This is a genomic window from Streptomyces sp. NBC_00286 (assembly GCF_036173125.1).
Lineage (GTDB): Bacteria > Actinomycetota > Actinomycetes > Streptomycetales > Streptomycetaceae > Streptomyces.
The window spans coordinates 3,891,896-3,908,868 of record NZ_CP108054.1 but is presented as its reverse complement, the minus strand read 5'-3'; the positions used below and the strand labels follow the sequence as shown (position 1 = coordinate 3,908,868).

14 protein-coding genes and 1 riboswitch are annotated in these 16,973 nt (G+C 69.2%); of the genes, 12 read left to right on the top strand and 2 right to left on the bottom strand.

The genetic code is table 11. From position 1 onward, the window contains the following. Positions 1–31: 31 nt before the first annotated feature. Positions 32–3,562 (top strand): transcription-repair coupling factor, encoded by a 3,531-nt coding sequence (mfd, locus tag OHT21_RS17640; RefSeq protein ID WP_328769278.1) that lies wholly within the window; start codon positions 32–34, stop codon positions 3,560–3,562. A gap of 31 nt (positions 3,563–3,593) precedes the next feature. Here the strand turns inward: mfd and OHT21_RS17635 are convergent, their stop codons facing one another. Beyond that, complete coding sequence (locus OHT21_RS17635) at positions 3,594–3,989, bottom strand: hypothetical protein (protein ID WP_328769277.1); 396 nt, start codon at positions 3,987–3,989, stop codon at positions 3,594–3,596. Positions 3,990–4,144: 155 nt separating this feature from the next. Here OHT21_RS17635 and OHT21_RS17630 point away from each other — a divergent pair, with 155 nt between their 5' ends. The 5 genes from OHT21_RS17630 to OHT21_RS17610 all read left to right on the top strand — a co-directional run bounded on the left by OHT21_RS17630 (position 4,145) and on the right by OHT21_RS17610 (position 8,979). Then, the gene (locus tag OHT21_RS17630; protein WP_328769276.1) at positions 4,145–4,888 is read left to right on the top strand and encodes an HNH endonuclease family protein; all 744 of its coding nucleotides are present in this window, start codon (positions 4,145–4,147) and stop codon (positions 4,886–4,888) included. 122 nt (positions 4,889–5,010) lie between these two features. After that, positions 5,011–5,637 (top strand): hypothetical protein, encoded by a 627-nt coding sequence (locus OHT21_RS17625; RefSeq protein WP_328769275.1) that lies wholly within the window; start codon positions 5,011–5,013, stop codon positions 5,635–5,637. A 38-nt stretch (positions 5,638–5,675) separates the two neighbouring features. After that, positions 5,676–7,157 (top strand): serine/threonine-protein kinase, encoded by a 1,482-nt coding sequence (locus tag OHT21_RS17620; protein WP_328774128.1) that lies wholly within the window; start codon positions 5,676–5,678, stop codon positions 7,155–7,157. Between the two features lie 144 nt (positions 7,158–7,301). Further along, positions 7,302–7,949, top strand: coding sequence for a SurA N-terminal domain-containing protein (locus OHT21_RS17615; RefSeq protein ID WP_328769274.1), 648 nt, complete (start codon positions 7,302–7,304; stop codon positions 7,947–7,949). Between the two features lie 49 nt (positions 7,950–7,998). Then, on the top strand, positions 7,999–8,979 hold the full coding sequence (locus tag OHT21_RS17610) for a nucleoside triphosphate pyrophosphohydrolase (protein ID WP_443050387.1): 981 nt from the start codon (positions 7,999–8,001) through the stop codon (positions 8,977–8,979). A gap of 40 nt (positions 8,980–9,019) precedes the next feature. Here OHT21_RS17610 and OHT21_RS17605 read toward each other — a convergent pair whose 3' ends face one another. After that, on the bottom strand, positions 9,020–10,282 hold the full coding sequence (locus tag OHT21_RS17605; protein WP_328769272.1) for a cytochrome P450 family protein: 1,263 nt from the start codon (positions 10,280–10,282) through the stop codon (positions 9,020–9,022). 263 nt (positions 10,283–10,545) lie between these two features. On the opposite strand from OHT21_RS17605, the gene OHT21_RS17600 reads away from it, so the two are divergent. The 6 genes from OHT21_RS17600 (at position 10,546) to OHT21_RS17575 (ending at position 16,579) form a co-directional block, all read left to right on the top strand. Continuing rightward, a complete protein-coding gene (locus OHT21_RS17600; protein ID WP_328769271.1) occupies positions 10,546–11,586 on the top strand; it encodes a transglycosylase family protein in 1,041 nt (346 codons plus the stop codon). A gap of 205 nt (positions 11,587–11,791) precedes the next feature. Then, positions 11,792–11,960, top strand: a riboswitch (cyclic di-AMP (ydaO/yuaA leader). A gap of 4 nt (positions 11,961–11,964) precedes the next feature. Beyond that, the gene (locus OHT21_RS17595) at positions 11,965–12,657 is read left to right on the top strand and encodes a transglycosylase family protein (RefSeq protein ID WP_328769270.1); all 693 of its coding nucleotides are present in this window, start codon (positions 11,965–11,967) and stop codon (positions 12,655–12,657) included. Between the two features lie 379 nt (positions 12,658–13,036). Continuing rightward, complete coding sequence (gene eno, locus OHT21_RS17590) at positions 13,037–14,323, top strand: phosphopyruvate hydratase (protein WP_328769269.1); 1,287 nt, start codon at positions 13,037–13,039, stop codon at positions 14,321–14,323. 186 nt (positions 14,324–14,509) lie between these two features. Then, on the top strand, positions 14,510–14,980 hold the full coding sequence (locus OHT21_RS17585; protein WP_328769268.1) for an FtsB family cell division protein: 471 nt from the start codon (positions 14,510–14,512) through the stop codon (positions 14,978–14,980). A gap of 43 nt (positions 14,981–15,023) precedes the next feature. After that, the gene (locus OHT21_RS17580) at positions 15,024–15,629 is read left to right on the top strand and encodes a DUF501 domain-containing protein (protein ID WP_328769267.1); all 606 of its coding nucleotides are present in this window, start codon (positions 15,024–15,026) and stop codon (positions 15,627–15,629) included. After that, a complete protein-coding gene (locus tag OHT21_RS17575) occupies positions 15,626–16,579 on the top strand; it encodes a Ppx/GppA phosphatase family protein (RefSeq protein WP_328769266.1) in 954 nt (317 codons plus the stop codon). The genes OHT21_RS17580 and OHT21_RS17575 overlap by 4 nt, the downstream gene beginning before the upstream one ends. Positions 16,580–16,973 lie beyond the last annotated feature (394 nt).

Here is a 16,973-nt window from a genome sequence, read left to right as displayed (position 1 = left end):
GCGTTGCCCAACCTCGGATGGAAGCCCCTTCATGAGCCTGCACGGTCTGCTCGACGCCGTCGTCAAGGACGCCGCTCTCACCGAAGCGGTGAAGGCCGCCACGGACGGCAACCGGATGCACATCGACGTGGTCGGCCCACCGGCGGCCCGCCCCTTCACGATCGCGGCCCTGGCTCGCGAAACCCGTCGTACGGTCCTCGCGGTGACCGCCACGGGCCGCGAGGCCGAGGACCTGGCGGCGGCGCTCAGGTCCCTGCTGCCCCCCGACACCGTCGTGGAGTACCCGTCCTGGGAAACCCTCCCGCACGAGCGACTCTCGCCGCGCAGCGACACCGTGGGGCGGCGGCTGGCCGTACTGCGGCGGCTCGCGCATCCGCGCCCGGACGACCCGGAGACCGGGCCGGTCTCGGTCATCGTCTCGCCCGTGCGCTCCGTCCTCCAGCCCCAGGTCAAGGGCCTCGGCGACCTTGAGCCGGTGGCGCTGCGGACCGGTGAGAGCGCCGACCTCGGCGATGTCGTCGAGGCGCTGGCGGCAGCGGCGTACTCCCGGGTCGAACTGGTCGAGAAGCGCGGCGAGTTCGCCGTACGGGGCGGAATCCTCGATGTCTTCCCGCCCACCGAGGAGCACCCGCTGCGCGTGGAGTTCTGGGGTGACGACGTCGAGGAGATCCGTTACTTCAAGGTCGCCGACCAGCGTTCCCTCGAAATCGCCGCACACGGCCTGTGGGCGCCGCCCTGCCGTGAGCTGCTGCTGACGGACGAGGTCCGGGAGCGGGCGGCGGCACTGGCCGAGGCGCATCCCGAGCTGGGCGAACTGCTCGGGAAGATCGCGGAGGGCATCGCCGTCGAGGGCATGGAGTCCCTGGCGCCCGTACTCGTCGACGACATGGAGTTGCTCCTCGACGTGCTGCCCCAGGGCTCCATGGCCGTCGTATGCGATCCGGAGCGGGTGCGGACGCGGGCCTCGGATCTGGTGGCGACCTCGCAGGAGTTCCTGCAGGCGTCGTGGGCGGCCACCGCGGGTGGCGGAGAGGCGCCCATCGACGTCGGCGCCGCCTCCTTGTGGTCCATCGCGGATGTCCGGGACCGGGCCCGTGAGCTGGACATGATGTGGTGGTCGGTGTCGCCCTTCGCCGCTGACGAAGAAGGCAACGCGGACTCGCTGAAGCTCGGCATGCACGCCCCGGAGGCGTACCGCGGCGACACCGCCAGGGCGCTCGCCGACACCAAGGGGTGGCTCGCGGACGGCTGGCGCGCGGTGTTCCTCACCGAGGGGCACGGCCCGGCCGCCCGTACGGTCGAGGTCCTCGGCGGCGAGGGCATCGCGGCCCGCCTGGAGGCCGACCTCGGCAAGCTGACGCCGTCCGTGGTCCAGGTGGCGTGCGGTTCGATCGAGTACGGCTTCGTCGATACGGCCCTGAAGCTCGCCGTCCTCACCGAGACCGACCTCACCGGTCAGAGGACGGCGGGCAAGGACGGCGTGCGTATGCCCGCCCGGCGCCGCAAGACCATCGACCCGCTCACCCTGGAGGCGGGCGACTACATCGTCCACGAGCAGCACGGCGTCGGCCGCTACATCGAGATGGTGCAGCGCACCGTCCAGGGCGCCACGCGTGAGTACCTGGTCGTCGAGTACGCCCCGGCCAAGCGAGGCCAGCCCGGCGACCGGCTCTACATCCCGACCGACCAGCTGGAGCAGATCACCAAGTACGTGGGCGGCGAGGCCCCCACGCTGCACCGCCTGGGCGGCGCGGACTGGACGAAGACCAAGGCGCGCGCGAAGAAGGCCGTCAAGGAGATCGCCGCCGACCTGATCAGGCTCTACAGCGCGCGGATGGCGGCCCCAGGGCACGCCTTCGGCGCGGACACCCCGTGGCAGCGCGAGCTGGAGGACGCCTTCCCGTACGCGGAGACGCCCGACCAGCTGACGACCATCGCCGAGGTCAAGGAGGACATGGAGAAGACGGTCCCCATGGACCGCCTGATCTGCGGCGACGTCGGTTACGGCAAGACGGAGATCGCGGTACGGGCCGCCTTCAAGGCCGTACAGGACGGCAAGCAGGTGGCCGTGCTTGTGCCGACCACCTTGCTGGTGCAGCAGCACTTCGGGACCTTCGGCGAGCGCTACTCCCAGTTCCCCGTGAACGTACGGGCCTTGTCGCGCTTCCAGTCGGACACGGAGGCGAAGGCGGTCCTGGAGGGGCTGCGGGACGGCTCGGTGGACATCGTCATCGGCACGCACCGGCTGTTCTCCGCCGAGACCAAGTTCAAGGACCTGGGGCTCGTGATCGTCGACGAGGAGCAGCGGTTCGGAGTCGAGCACAAGGAGCAGCTGAAAAAGCTGCGGGCCAACGTGGATGTGCTGACGATGTCCGCCACCCCCATTCCCAGGACCCTGGAGATGGCGGTCACGGGCATCCGCGAGATGTCCACGATCACGACGCCTCCGGAGGAGCGGCATCCGGTCCTGACCTTCGTCGGGCCGTACGAGGAGAAGCAGATCGGCGCCGCGATCCGACGCGAACTGCTGCGCGAGGGGCAGGTCTTCTACATCCACAACCGCGTCGAATCCATCGACCGCGCGGCAGCGAGGCTCCGGCAGATCGTCCCGGAGGCACGCATCGCCACGGCCCACGGCCAGATGTCGGAACAGGCCCTGGAACAGGTCGTCGTCGACTTCTGGGAGAAGAAGTTCGACGTCCTCGTGTCGACCACGATCGTGGAATCCGGCATCGACATCTCCAACGCGAACACGCTGATCGTGGAGCGCGGCGACAACTTCGGCCTCTCACAGCTGCACCAGCTGCGCGGCCGGGTGGGGCGCGGCCGCGAGCGGGGTTACGCGTACTTCCTGTACCCGCCCGAGAAGCCGCTGACCGAGACCGCCCACGAACGTCTCGCCACCATCGCCCAGCACACGGAGATGGGCGCGGGCATGTACGTCGCCATGAAGGACCTGGAGATCCGCGGCGCCGGCAATCTGCTGGGCGGTGAGCAGTCCGGTCACATCGCGGGCGTCGGCTTCGACCTGTACGTACGGATGGTGGGCGAGGCCGTCGCCGACTACCGCGCCTCTCTGGAAGGCGGAGTCGAGGAGGAGCCGCCCCTGGAGGTCAAGATCGAGCTCCCGGTCGACGCACACGTCCCGCACGACTACGCGCCCGGCGAGCGACTGCGCCTCCAGGCGTACCGGGCGATCGCGTCGGTCAACTCCGAGGAAGACATCAAGTCCGTACGCGAGGAACTCGTCGACCGCTACGGCAAGTTGCCCGAACCGGTGGAGAACCTCCTCCTGGTGGCCGGACTCCGCATGCTCGCGCGGGCCTGTGGCGTCGCCGAGATCGTCCTCCAGGGCAACAACATCCGCTTCGCACCGGTGGAGTTGAGGGAGTCCCAGGAACTGCGGGTCAAGCGCCTGTACCCGGGGGTCGTCATCAAGCCCGCCGTCCACCAGGTCCTGGTCCCGCGCCCGAAGACCGCGAAAGTGGGCGGAAAGCCGCTGGTCGGGCGGGAGTTGCTGGGGTGGACGGGGGAGTTCCTGGCTTCGATCCTGGGGTCGTGAGGGGCGGGCTGGGCCGGACCGCGCGTTCGGCTCAGCCCTTCCAGTCCAGCTGGGTCTCCGGTACGCCCACCGAGCGGGCATACGCCTGCACTTCGGCGCGTGCCGTCGCGTCACCGAGCGCGTAGCGGAAGACTCGGCCGGCGAAGACGACGTACACCTCGGTCGTGGTGCTGAAGTCGACATACCAACCGCCGGTCGGCGCCAGACAGTTCGCCAGTGCTTCGGCGAGTTGCCCCGCCGTGTCCTCAGGGGCCCGGAAGTGCAGCAGGGTCCACTGATGAGGCTGATCGCGGGTGGTGTCGCCGACCGCGATGCGTTCAAGCTTCGTGACCTGGAGCGGAACGCCGCTCAACTCGCCGCCCACGCGGAGGCTTTCGGAGATGAGCACGCCGTTGAGAGTCCGGTGGGCGGGCAGCGTGGATGCCATGCGGTGCTCCTTTGCGTCGGTCCGGTCGTGACCGGAACAGCATCCCCGAAGGCATCCGGCCGCACTGCCCGGCCCTCTCGCTCGCTACCGTGAGGAACACAGCGGGAACCGCCCGGCCAGGGCAGATCCCGGGAGCCATGGGGAGGGGAGCGCGCGTGACGCTCTGGATCAGAGGGGCCGGGGTCGCGGTCGTGTTGCTTGCCGTGAGCGGGTGCAGCGTGGTGAGTACGGGGTCGGCCGGCGGGGAGGAGTCGGCGGAGCCGTCCGCTTCGGCGGGCTCCGGGCAGGCGGCCGGTGGCGCGGCCCTCGCCGCCGTCGACTCGCTGACCGTCAAGGGGAGGGCGCCCAGGACGGGGTACGACCGCGACCGGTTCGGCAGCCCCTGGGCCGACACCGACTCGAACGGCTGCGGGACCCGAGACGACATACTCAAGCGGGATCTGAAGGACGTGAAGTTCAGGGACGGTGACTGCGAGGTCGGCTCGGGGACGCTCGACCCGGACCCGTACACCAACGAGGACGTGACCTTCGTACGCGGCCGCAGTCAGGTCGACATAGACCACCTCGTCGCCCTGTCGGACGCCTGGCAGAAGGGCGCCCAGCAGTGGGATCCCAGCAAGCGAATAGCCCTGGCCAACGATCCGCTCAACCTCCTCGCCGTGGACGCGGGCACCAACCGCAGCAAGAGCGACGGTGACACGGCGACCTGGCTGCCGCCCAACAAGGCGTATCGCTGTACGTATGTGGCGGGGCAGGTGGCCGTGAAGAAGAAGTACGGGTTGTGGGTCACGGAGGCCGAGAAGGCCGCCATGAAGCGGGTGTTGACCGGTTGCCCGGGGCAGAAGCTTCCCTCGGGAGGGAGTCCGACGACGGCGCCGGAGCGGTTCCATGCGGACTGAGTAGCTCCGTCTGCGCTTGGCGTTACAACGGTTCGGTACAGGCAGGGACCGTTGTCGGTGTCGGCCTATACGCTCGTCTTCACATTCGTACGTCTGCTGGTATCAGGTCATCAGGAGCATTCATGCACGGCCACGGCTACGTGCCGCCACCGCCGCGACCGCCCTCGTCGGGGACGGTGGTGACGCTGCGCGTGATCCTCGTGGCGCTACCCCTGATGACCTGCGGTTTTCTCCCCTGGCCGGCCACGCTGCGGGCCGCTCTGGTGACCCGTCGAAAGCGCGAGTGGTGGGCCTTCGCGGCCTCGATCGCGATCTGGACCTTCGCCATCGCGCTCATGAGTACCGACAACACCGAGAGCTTCACCACCCCGGCCGGCAGCTTCGGCCTGATCCTCTTGCTGCTGAACGGCCTTGCCAGTGCCATCTACTTCCTGGTCGTGGACATCGGCCATTACGGGCGGCCTTTGGTCACGGGCAACGTGCCGCCCCGGCAGATGACCCACATGCCGCCGCCCCAGCAGACGACCCTCTACGGCTACCCGCAGGCACCGACGGCCACCCAGCCACCCGGCCCCCAGCCGCCGACCCCGCAGCCGTACGCCGGCACACCCGTCCCGGGGCCTCCGCAGCCCCAGTCGACTCCCACCCCGCCGCCCCCGCAGCGCCCCGCGCCCGCCCGCATCGACCAGGTGCGCGCCGAGCTCGACGAGCTGAGTGACTACCTCCGCAAGCACGAGGACGGCAGGTGACCGTGGCGTCGGGGCGTGTGATCACCGGCCGCTACGAACTGTCCACGCTCATCGGCCAGGGCGGCATGGGCCAGGTGTGGACGGCGTACGACCAGCGCCTGGACCGTCGCGTCGCGGTCAAGCTGTTGCGCCCCGACAAGGTCGCGGGCTCGGATGCCGACGAGCTGCGCCGCCGTTTCGTACGCGAGTGCCGCGTCACCGCCCAGGTCGACCACCCCGGCCTGGTCACGGTGCACGACGCGGGCACCGAGGGCGAGGAGCTGTTCCTCGTCATGCAGTACGTCGACGGGGCCGACCTCTCCGGCCACCTCGCCGAACGCAATCCGTACCCCTGGCAGTGGGCCGTCGCGGTCGCCGCCCAGCTGTGCGCCGTACTGTCCGCGGTGCACGCCGTGCCGATCGTGCACCGCGACCTGAAGCCCCGCAACGTCATGGTCAAGCAGGACGGCACGGTCACCGTCCTTGACCTCGGCGTCGCCTCCGTCATGGACACGGACACGACCCGCCTCACCCACACCGGCTCACCCATCGGCAGCCCCGCCTATATGGCGCCCGAGCAGGCGATGGGCGGCGCGGTCGGCCCGTACACCGACCTGTACGCGCTGGGCGTGCTGCTGCACGAACTGCTCAGCGGAGATGTGCCGTTCTCCGGCTCCACCGCCCTCGGCGTGCTCCACCGGCACCTCTACGAACCGCCCGTTCCGGTGCGCCAACTGCGCCCCGAAGTCCCCGAACCGCTCGAAGCCCTCGTCCTGCGCCTGCTCGCCAAGGACCCGCAGCACCGCCCGGCCTCCGCGCAGGAGACGTACGAGCAACTGCTCCCGATGCTCCCCGCGCGCGGAATCCCCAGCGGCGGCCCGCTCGACCCGACGCGCCCCTTCCTGCGTCCGCACGCCCCCTGGCCCGACCGGGCCCGCACCCCCGCGGCCCAGCCGCAGGCCACGCCCGCCGTGGACAAGCCCGATGTCGCGGGCGCCGTCGACGAGGTCAAGCGGCTCCTCGGCGAGGGCCGGATCACGCAGGCCGTCGACATCCTCGGCTCGATCCTCCCGGCCGCGGCCGAGCGGCACGGCGAGCACTCGACCGTCGTCCGTACCCTGCGCAAGCAGTACGCGGCCACGCTGATGGACGACGGCCAGTTCCGCCGCGCCCTGCCCGAGCTGCGCCGCCTCGCCGACGAGCGCGCCAAGGAGGCCGGCCAGGCCGACCCGCAGTCCCTGCGCTTCCGCTACGAGGCCGCCCAGTGCCTCGAGCAGCTCGGCGAACCAGCCGCCGCGCTCGCGGAGTACCGGTCCCTGCTGCCGTACTACGAGAACCAGTACGTGGCCGGCGACCCCGAGCTCTCCTACGACGTACGCCGCCGCATCGGCCACCTCCTGCTCGCCGTCGGCGACCGGGGCGCCGCCCACGCGACGCTCTCCCGACTGCTCGTCGATGTGGAACGCCTCCAGGGTCCGGCGCAGCCGATGGCCGCGGAGATCCGCCGGACCTTGCAGTGGCTGGGCCAAGTGCGCGGTTAGGGACGTCGTAACCACTTCGGGGCAGTACGGAACTCCTGGCGAATCGTTGGGTCGAATGGGTGGCCGAGAGCCGGTCCCCTGCCTACCATCGATCACCGCAAGACTTTGTGCACTGCCGCACAAGCTCTCCCCAGGAGGTCCTCCTTGCACCGCCGCCGTCGCACCGCGCTCCTCCTCGCCGCCACGCTCGCCACCGCGGCGCCCCTCCTCACCGCCTGCGGAGACGAGGCGCATCCCGGTGCCGCGGCCGTCGTCGGCGACGACCGGATCACGGTCTCCCAGTTGGAGAACCGGGTGAAAGAGGTACGCACCGCGCAGCGGGACGCCATCCCGAATGACACCCAGTACAAACAGGCCATCGCCCAGTCCGGCGGCCTCACCCGCGAGATCCTCAACAACATGGTCCTCGACCGGGTACTGCACAGCGCCGCCCAGGACGCGGGCGTGACCGTCTCCCGCAAGGAAGTCACGAAGGTCCGGGGCGAGCTCGAGGACCAGCCGGGTGGCGTCGAGCAGTTGGAGAGGGACTGGCTGCAGACGTACGGCATCCCGCCGGAGCGGATCGACGAAAACCTCCGCCTCCAGCTCGAGGCCCAGAAACTCGCCGCCCAGCTGGGCACCGACACCAGCGGGCCCGCGTTCTGGAAGGCCCTCTCCGACGCCTCCAAGAAACTCGACGTCGACCTGAACCCGCGCTACGGCACTTGGGACCCCGAGAAGAACAGCCGCGTCGAGGCCGAGCTGCCGTGGCTGCGCCAGGTCACTCAGGCGGGCGGCCAGGAGACCGCGTAACCGCTGTCCCCATCAGCATCCTCCGCTGGCTGACCTTGTTGTCAGTGGCGTGGGTTACGTTCGAGGGGTGAACGCATCCAGCCCGGGGCGCATCGTCCTGCTCACCACCAGCCACCGCGTCGCGCCCGGCCTCCTGTCCTGGCCCGCCTGGCAGGCCCTGCACGACGCCGACCGCGTCCTGTGCGCGGACGGCGCCCACCCCCAGCTGCCGTATCTCCGCGAGGCCGGCGTCAAGGTCGACGAGGCCGCCCCGACCGCCGAGGAACTCGTCGACGCCTGCGCCGGCGGCCACACGGTGACAGTGGTCGCCACGGGCGAAGGCGAGCCCCAACTGACCGACGGGCTCGCCCGCCTGGCCGGCTCCGGCCGCGTCCAGATGCCCGACCTCGAACTGCTCCCCGCCTCGTACGACCTCCCCGGCGCCCGCCTCCTCGACCTCGTCCAGGTCATGGACCGCATCCGCGCCGAATGCCCCTGGTCGTCCCAGCAGACCCACAAGGGCCTCGCGAAGTACGGCATCGAGGAGGCGTACGAACTGGTCGAGGCGATCGAGGAGGGCGACCGCCACGAACTGCGCGAGGAACTGGGCGATGTCCTGCTCCAGGTCGTCTTCCACGCCCGTATAGCGGAGGAGGACCCCGAGGAACCCTTCTCGGTGGACGACGTGGCGGCCACCATCGTCACCAAGCTCATCCACCGCCACCCCCACGTCTTCGGCGACGAAACCGCCACCACCCCCGAAGAAGTCAAGGCCCACTGGCTGCGCACCAAGGCGGCGGAGAAGCAGCGCACGTCCGTGACGGAGGGGATCCCTCTGGGCCAGCCCGGACTGGCTCTGGCGGCGAAGCTCGCATCTCGCGTACGCACAGCGGGACTTGAGGTGCCGATACCGCAGGGCGAGGGCGTCGGTTACGAACTGCTGGCGATGGCGGCACGCGCCGAGGCGGACGGGGTGGACCCGGAGGCGGCGTTGCGGGCTGCCGCGCGGGCTTATCGGGATGCGATACGGGCGACGGAGGGCTCGGAGTGAGGTGAGCGGCGGACGCCGAACCTCTCGAGGGCGGCCACGGTCAGGGGCGTACGGCGGTGAACCCCACGGGGAGGTTCCGTAGCCCGCGCATGATCAGGCCTCCTCGCCAGCGCAGGTCCGCGGGATCGGCGGCGAGCCGAAGGTCGGGCAGACGGCGCAGCAAGGTAGCCAGGGCGGTGCGGCCTTCCAGGCGGGCGAGTGGGGCGCCGAGACAGTAGTGGATGCCATGTCCGTAGCCGAGGTGCTGGTTGTCCCGGCGGGAGAGGTCGAGCGTGTCCGGCTCGCTGAAGCGGGCGGGGTCACGGTCGGCGGCGGCGAGGACCACGAGCACGGGGTCACCGGAGGCGATTCGCTGCCCGCCGATTTCGAGGGGCTCGGTCGCGTAGCGCCAGGTGGCCAGCTCGACAGGGCCGTCGTATCGGAGCAGCTCTTCAATGCCGGTGTCCAGCAGTTCGTGTTCGCCACGCTCTATCGACTGCTGCAGCTGCGCGCGCTGCTTCGGGTTGCGCAGCAGTGCGTAGGTGCCGTTGCCGATGAGATTGATGGTCGTTTCGAAGCCGGCGAAGAGGAGGACGAAGCACATGGCCGCGGCTTCGTTCTCGGTGAGGTGTTCACCGTGGTCGGAGGCGCGGATGAGCCCGGAGATGAGGTCTTCGCCGGGGTCGGGGGTGGCCGGAAGTGCCTCCCGCTTGCGGTGGATCAGCTCGGCGAGATAGCCGCGCATCTTCTTCACCGACCGCGCGACCCCGCCTCTCGGCCCGCCGCCGTGCCGGATCATCATCCCCGCCCAGTCCCGGAAGTCGTCCTGGTCCTCGCGCGGGACGCCGAGCAGATCGCAGATCGCGTAGATGGGGAGGGGGAACGCGAACTCGTGGATGAGGTCGGCGGAGCCCTTGGGCGCGAACTGGTCGATGAGGTGATCTGTCAACTCCTGGACGCGAGGCGCGAATTCGGCCACGCGGCGCGGGGTGAACGCCTTGGAGACGAGCCGACGGAGCCGTGTGTGGTCCGGCGGATCGATGTTGAGCAGATGGGTCATGAGGTTGGCACTGCGCTCACCCGGAATGCCCGTCTTGGCCTTGCCGTGGGCGTCCTCGGAATGATGCACGGGATTCTTGGAAAGCCGCTGGTCGGCAAGGGCCTGCTTGGCGTCCGCGTACCGGGTCACGAGCCACGCCTCGACGCCGCTGGGAAGCGTGCTGCGGTGTACGGGCGAATGCTCCCGGAGCCACGCATAGGCGGGGTACGGGTCGGTGGCGAACTCCCAAGTGAAGAGTTCGGGTCGGATATGCGGCGCGTTCACGAGCTGACGGTACCGTCTCGCAGCTGACGAACCCCCAGCTCAAAGGTGACGTACTCTCAAGTCCGTGATCTTTACGTGATCTGCGCTACATCTACTGGTGACAAGTGATCGAGTCCCACTAGGTTCTCGCGAAAGCGAACCTCAGCAGTCTCATTGGTCACACCCAAGTCACCCACTGTCGCGTGAAAGGCAACCGCATGCTCTCCGGGAACGGTCGACACCGTCGCCCCCGTCAGGCACCGGCTCTCTTGGTGGCGGCGGGGGTGACCGGATCGGCCCTCGTGATCCCTCTCCTCGCGGCGAGCGGCGCGAGTGCCGCCAGTGATGCGACCTGGGACGCGGTCGCGGAGTGCGAGAGTGGCGGCTCCTGGAGCGCCAACTCCGGCAACGGGCAGTACGGCGGCCTTCAGATGACCCAGGAGGAGTGGGAACAGTACGGCGGTCTCGACTACGCGATGAGCGCCGATCTGGCCAGCCGCTCGCAGCAGATAGCCGTCGCCGAGAAGGTCCTCGCGGACCGGGGTACGAGCCCCTGGGCGACCTGCGGACTCGTCGCGGGCCTCACGCAGAACTCCGACTCGCCCGACGTGGATACGGGCTTGGCGCAGGACTCGCCCGCTCCGAGCCCGACTCCGTCCAACGAGGCGGACTCGGGGTCGAGTTCGGGCGCGGATTCGGGCACCGGCTCGGGCTCGGAGGCGGGTTCGGGCGCGGACTCGGGCTCCGGCTCCGATTCGGGGCAGACGTCAAGTGACGGCTCCGCAAAGGGCGATTCATCCGGTACGTCAGGTGTATCGGACTCATCCGATACATCGGCTGACTCGGGTTCGTCCGGTATATCCGAATCGTCCACCGGCACTTCACAGGACTCCGGCAGCGATTCCACAGCCGAAACGCCGAGCCCCGACAGCTCGCCAAGCCCTCCGAAGGACCCGACGAACGAGGGCGACTCGGACAACTCAGGCGAAAATGCCGACTCTTCCGGTGGCGAGAGTGAGAGCACAAACACAGACGAGGGCACCGGCCGTCATCGTGGCGACAGTGCCGAAGAAGGTGCCGACGACTCCCGTACGGACGACTCCACCGGCCGGCACGCCTCCCGTGGCGACGACGCCTCGCGCGACGCGGCGGACGCCCAGGACGGCTCGTACACCGTCCGCTCCGGCGACAATCTCTCGGCGATCGCCGACTCCCATGGCCTCCAAGGCGGATGGGCCGGGTTGTATGCAGCGAACGAGCACACGATCGGCGCCGACCCGGATCTCATCCTTCCCGGTCAGCGCCTTGAACTCGGCACAGACTGAGGGGTGTGCAAGGTGCCGAACCGGGCCAAAAGTGGCGGCAGTTCGGGCCGGATGTCCGCTTTAGGGAAAGTGAGACATGGATCTCAAAGCCCCTGATCGTCTTTGAAATTCGGCGGATCGCATGTTTACGGTCGTGACCGCTCGCCACAGCGGGCCCCGACGGACGTCACGCCGAATCCTGCCAACGTCCGTACGGGAACAGTCGTCGCGTAAAGCGCCGTAGGCAGGAGCGGGGGACCCAAGGTAAGTGCCGGGCCCGGTCGTCGAGACCGGGTGCGGCTTGGGGTGAAGTCGTACGGAGCGATCCGTACGGCCGGGCAACTCACCACGCCCGAACCCGACAGCTCACCTCGTAGGCGTCGGTGAGGGGATCTCTTCATGCTGCTTTCCGGCAAGGGCAAGCACCGTCGTCCGTCCAAGGCCACCCAGATAGCCACGCTCGCCGGTGTCACCGGTGCCGCCATCGCCGCCCCGCTGATGGTGTCGGGTACGGCCTCTGCCGCCACCGCCTCCGAGTGGGACGCCGTCGCCCAGTGCGAGTCGGGCGGTAACTGGTCCATCAACACCGGCAACGGCTACTACGGCGGCCTGCAGTTCTCCGCCTCGACCTGGTCCGGTTACGGCGGCACGAAGTACGCCGCCACCGCCGACCAGGCGAGCAAGGCCCAGCAGATCGAGATCGCCGAGAAGGTCCTCGCGGGCCAGGGCAAGGGTGCCTGGCCGGTCTGCGGCAAGGGTCTGTCGAACGCCGCGTACAACGGCGGCGGTTCGGACTCCGGTGCCGCGCAGCAGAACACCCAGCAGTCCCAGCAGCAGAGCGCGCCGGCCCAGGAGGAGCGTGCCTCGCGTTCCGCGGACCGCCCGGCTGCCAAGAAGACCGTCACCACCCCGACCGGCAAGAAGGTCAAGAAGGGCGACGGCGAGTACAAGGTCGTCAAGGGTGACACCCTCAGCGCGATCGCTTCGGAGAACGACGTCAAGGGCGGCTGGCAGAAGCTGCACAAGCTGAACGACGACATCGTCGAGGACGCGAACGTCATCTACCCGGGCCAGCAGCTGCACCTCAGCTGACACCGAGCCCCAGCTCAGCTGAAGCCCAGCCCCCAGCGAGGCGTCAACTGAGCCCCGAGCTCGGCCGAAGCCGAGGCCCCCAACTCGGCCGAAGCTGAGCCCCCGGACAGTCCCGCCCCGGTGCGTCTTCCCCCGTACGCACCGGTGCGGGACTTTTCTGTCCCCCTACTCGTCCCCTGCTCGCCCCTACTCGTCCCTCTACTTGTCCAGCCCTCGCTTTGTTCCGTTCGGAAACAATTTACTTTCGGTTCGGTCCATGCGAGGGGCGGACGGCTGGCCGATCGCCCGGAGCCGGTTAGGCTCGTCATCGCGGAGCCGCCGCGGCTTCGCGCTGTGCGGGCCCAGCGGCCCGCGTCACCGCGTCACATCCCAGAAGGAGATGCTCGTGCCGTCCATCGACGTCGTCGTAGCCCGGGAAATCCTGGACTCCCGAGGCAATCCCACGGTCGAGGTCGAGGTTGGCCTCGACGACGGCAGCACGGGTCGTGCCGCCGTTCCGTCCGGCGCCTCCACGGGCGCCTTCGAGGCCGTCGAACTCCGCGACGGAGACGCCAACCGCTACCTCGGCAAGGGTGTCGAGAAAGCGGTCCTCGCCGTCATCGAGCAGCTCGGCCCGGAGCTCGTCGGTTACGACGCCACCGAGCAGCGGCTGATCGACCAGGCCATGATCGACCTGGACGCCACCGACAACAAGGGCTCGCTCGGCGCCAACGCCATCCTCGGCGTCTCGCTCGCCGTCGCGCACGCCGCCTCCGAGGCCAGCGACCTCCCGCTGTTCCGTTACCTGGGCGGGCCGAACGCGCACCTGCTGCCCGTACCGATGATGAACATCCTGAACGGCGGCTCGCACGCCGACTCCAACGTGGACATCCAGGAGTTCATGATCGCCCCCATCGGCGCGGAGTCCTTCTCCGAGGCGCTGCGCTGGGGCGCCGAGGTCTACCACACCCTCAAGAAGGTGCTGAAGACCAAGGGCCTGTCCACCGGCCTCGGCGACGAGGGCGGCTTCGCCCCGAACCTCGAGTCCAACCGCGCCGCCCTCGACCTCATCATCGAGGCCATCAAGGAAGCCGGCTACCAGCCCGGCGAGCAGGTCGCCCTCGCCCTCGACGTCGCCGCCTCCGAGTTCTACAAGGACGGCGTCTACGTCTTCGAGGGCAAGGAGCGCTCGGCCGCCGAGATGACGGAGTACTACGAGGAGCTCGTCGCCTCGTACCCGCTCGTCTCCATCGAGGACCCGCTGTTCGAGGACGACTGGGCAGGCTGGAAGGTCATCACCGACAAGATCGGCGACAAGGTCCAGATCGTCGGCGACGACCTCTTCGTCACCAACCCGGAGCGCCTCGCCCGCGGTATCGAGGAGGGCTCCGCCAACGCCCTGCTGGTCAAGGTCAACCAGATCGGCTCGCTGACCGAGACCCTGGACGCCGTCGAGATGGCCCAGCGCAACGGCTTCAAGTGCATGATGTCCCACCGCTCCGGCGAGACCGAGGACGTCACCATCGCCGACCTCGCCGTCGCCACCAACTGCGGCCAGATCAAGACCGGCGCCCCGGCACGCTCGGACCGTGTCGCCAAGTACAACCAGCTGCTGCGCATCGAGGAGATCCTCGACGATGCCGCGGTGTACGCGGGCCGCTCTGCGTTCCCCCGCTACAAGGGCTGACCTGCTTGCAGGCACCTCCTTGCCTACGTCCCCGTACGCGGTCCCGTACCGTGTGCGGGGACGTAGGCGTGTGTGCAGGGGAGGCATGAATGGCCGGGCTGTGCCTTCCCGGGGGACAACCCCCGGACCCCCGGCCGAAAAGACAGGTGGCAAGGTAACCGGCGTAGTGCAGCGAGGTGATGATCCATGACCAACCGCGACCGGTTCTCCACCGCGACCAGGCTGCGGCTGCTCGGCGAGCAGACGGCGGCGCGCGTCTATCGCTCCCAGACCAGGCGCCAGGCCCGCCGTTCCCGGCTGACCGGCCGGGCCGCGTTGCTCGCCCTCGTCCTGTGCACCCTCGTCGTCGCCCTCGCGTATCCGACCCGGCAGTACGTCTCCCAGCGCGCCGAGATCGCCGAACTCGAGCGGGAACGGCAGCAGGCCCGTGAGCGCGTCGAGCACCTGCGCGACCTCAAGGCACGCTGGCAGGACGACGCGTACGCCGAGCAGCGGATCCGCGAGCGCCTGCACTACGTGAAGCCGGGCGAGACCGGCTACATCATGATCGATCCGAACGCGGCGAAGAAGTCGCGTACGACGCAGGGGGCGGCCGCCCGCCCCTGGTACGCCAATGTCTGGGACGGGGTCGACAAGGCGGACCGCGCCGACCAGTGAATGCTGAATGTGCTGAATGCTGAACGTGACGAGAAAGACGGCTATGGATACCCCCCCGCCTCCCACCCCGCGAACCGAGCCCACCGACGCGGACGTCGAGGCCTTCAAGCAGCAGCTCGGCCGCCCGCCGCGCGGTCTGCGCGCGATCGCGCACCGTTGCCCGTGCGGTCAGCCCGATGTGGTCGAGACGGCGCCGCGACTGCCGGACGGTACGCCGTTCCCGACGACGTACTACCTGACATGCCCCCGCGCCGCCTCCGCGATCGGCACCCTCGAGGCGAACGGTGTCATGAAGGAGATGACGGAACGGCTGGCCGAGGACCCCGAGCTGGCCGCCGCGTACCGCGCCGCCCACGAGGACTACCTCGCCCGCCGCGACGCCATCGAGGTCCTGGAGGGCTTCCCCAGCGCGGGCGGCATGCCGGACCGCGTGAAGTGCCTGCACGTACTCGTGGCCCACTCCCTCGCCGCCGGCGCCGGAGTGAACCCACTGGGCGACGAGGCGCTCGCGATGCTGCCCGAGTGGTGGTGGAAGGGGCCGTGCGTGATGCCGTTCCAGTCTCAGGAGGACCTCCTGAAGCTCGGCGCCAACGGCGGCGGCTTCTTCGGGATTGAGGAAACTCAGGACGAGGAAGGTGGCGAGAAGTGACACGCGTCGCCGCCGTCGACTGCGGTACGAACTCCATCCGCCTCCTGGTCGCCGACGCGGACCCCGGAACCGGTGAACTCATCGACCTGGACCGGCGGATGACCATCGTCCGCCTCGGCCAGGGCGTCGACCGTACGGGCCGCCTCGCGCGCGAGGCCCTGGAGCGGACGTTCGCCGCCTGCAAGGAGTACGCGGCGATCATCAAGGAGCACGGGGCGGAGCGCATCCGTTTCGTGGCGACCTCCGCATCCCGGGACGCCGAGAACCGCGACGACTTCGTACGGGGCGTCCTGGACATCCTGGGCGTCGAACCCGAGGTCATCACCGGTGACCAGGAGGCGGAGTTCTCCTTCACCGGCGCGACCAAGGAACTGAGCGGCCGGACGGACCTCGCCAAGCCCTACCTGGTCGTGGACATCGGCGGCGGCTCCACCGAGTTCGTCGTCGGCGACGACCACGTACGCGGCGCACGCTCGGTCGACATCGGCTGCGTACGCATGACGGAACGCCACCTCGTGCACGACGGGGTGGTCGCCGATCCTCCGACTCCCGCTCAGATCGACGCCATGCGCGCCGACATCGAGGCGGCTCTGGATCTCGTCGAGCAGACCGTGCCGCTGCACGAGGCCCACACCCTGGTCGGTCTCGCGGGTTCCGTCACCACGGTGTCGGCGATCGCGCAGAACCTCCCGGCATACGACCCGGCCGCCATCCACCACTCCCGGGTCCCGTACGCCCGCGTCCGCGAGATCACCGAGTCCCTGCTGGCCTCCACCCACGCCGAGCGCGCCGCGATCCCCTCGATGCACCCGGGCCGCGTGGACGTCATCGGCGCCGGCGCCCTCGTACTCCTCTCGATCATGGAACGGATCGGAGCGGAGGAGGTCGTCGTGAGCGAGCACGACATCCTTGATGGCATCGCGTGGAAGGCCGCGGAGGACCTTCAGTAGCCCTTCAGTAGCTCTTCAGGGGGGCCGCTAAGCTACCCGCAAGTAGCCTCCCCTGAGCGGCTCCGGTAACGTATGAGCGCGCCTGGGGGGCTCCAGAAGCCCCTCGGAAACGTCTCGTCGAGAAACTTCGTGAAGTTCTTCACAAGGAAATCGACCCTGCTGAGGGAGGTTTTTACGTCCCGAGGCGCCCCTGGAGCCATACGGGGTTCCGGCGCGGAGGTGCAGAACAATTTCGCGAGCGGCGGGAGACGGCGAACCAGACGACTGGTTCACCTGGCTCGCAGGCCCAAAGAGCAGCTCACGCGGTGTTGACAACGCCCCAAAGCACCCCATGGTTCCTCTCTGGAGGCGGGGGCCGGGAATGCGGGCCGGGCAGTGTAGCAGAGGGTGCGAT

Excerpts from the sequence above, each read along its gene's own strand:
- mfd (WP_328769278.1), top strand. The coding sequence starts at position 32 with ATGAGCCTGCACGGTCTGCTCGACGCCGTCGTCAAGGACGCCGCTCTC.
- OHT21_RS17635 (WP_328769277.1), bottom strand. The coding sequence starts at position 3,989 with ATGGCATCCACGCTGCCCGCCCACCGGACTCTCAACGGCGTGCTCATC.
- OHT21_RS17625 (WP_328769275.1), top strand. The coding sequence starts at position 5,011 with ATGCACGGCCACGGCTACGTGCCGCCACCGCCGCGACCGCCCTCGTCG.
- OHT21_RS17595 (WP_328769270.1), top strand. The coding sequence starts at position 11,965 with ATGCTGCTTTCCGGCAAGGGCAAGCACCGTCGTCCGTCCAAGGCCACC.
- eno (WP_328769269.1), top strand. The coding sequence starts at position 13,037 with ATGCTCGTGCCGTCCATCGACGTCGTCGTAGCCCGGGAAATCCTGGAC.
- OHT21_RS17585 (WP_328769268.1), top strand. The coding sequence starts at position 14,510 with ATGACCAACCGCGACCGGTTCTCCACCGCGACCAGGCTGCGGCTGCTC.
- OHT21_RS17580 (WP_328769267.1), top strand. The coding sequence starts at position 15,024 with ATGGATACCCCCCCGCCTCCCACCCCGCGAACCGAGCCCACCGACGCG.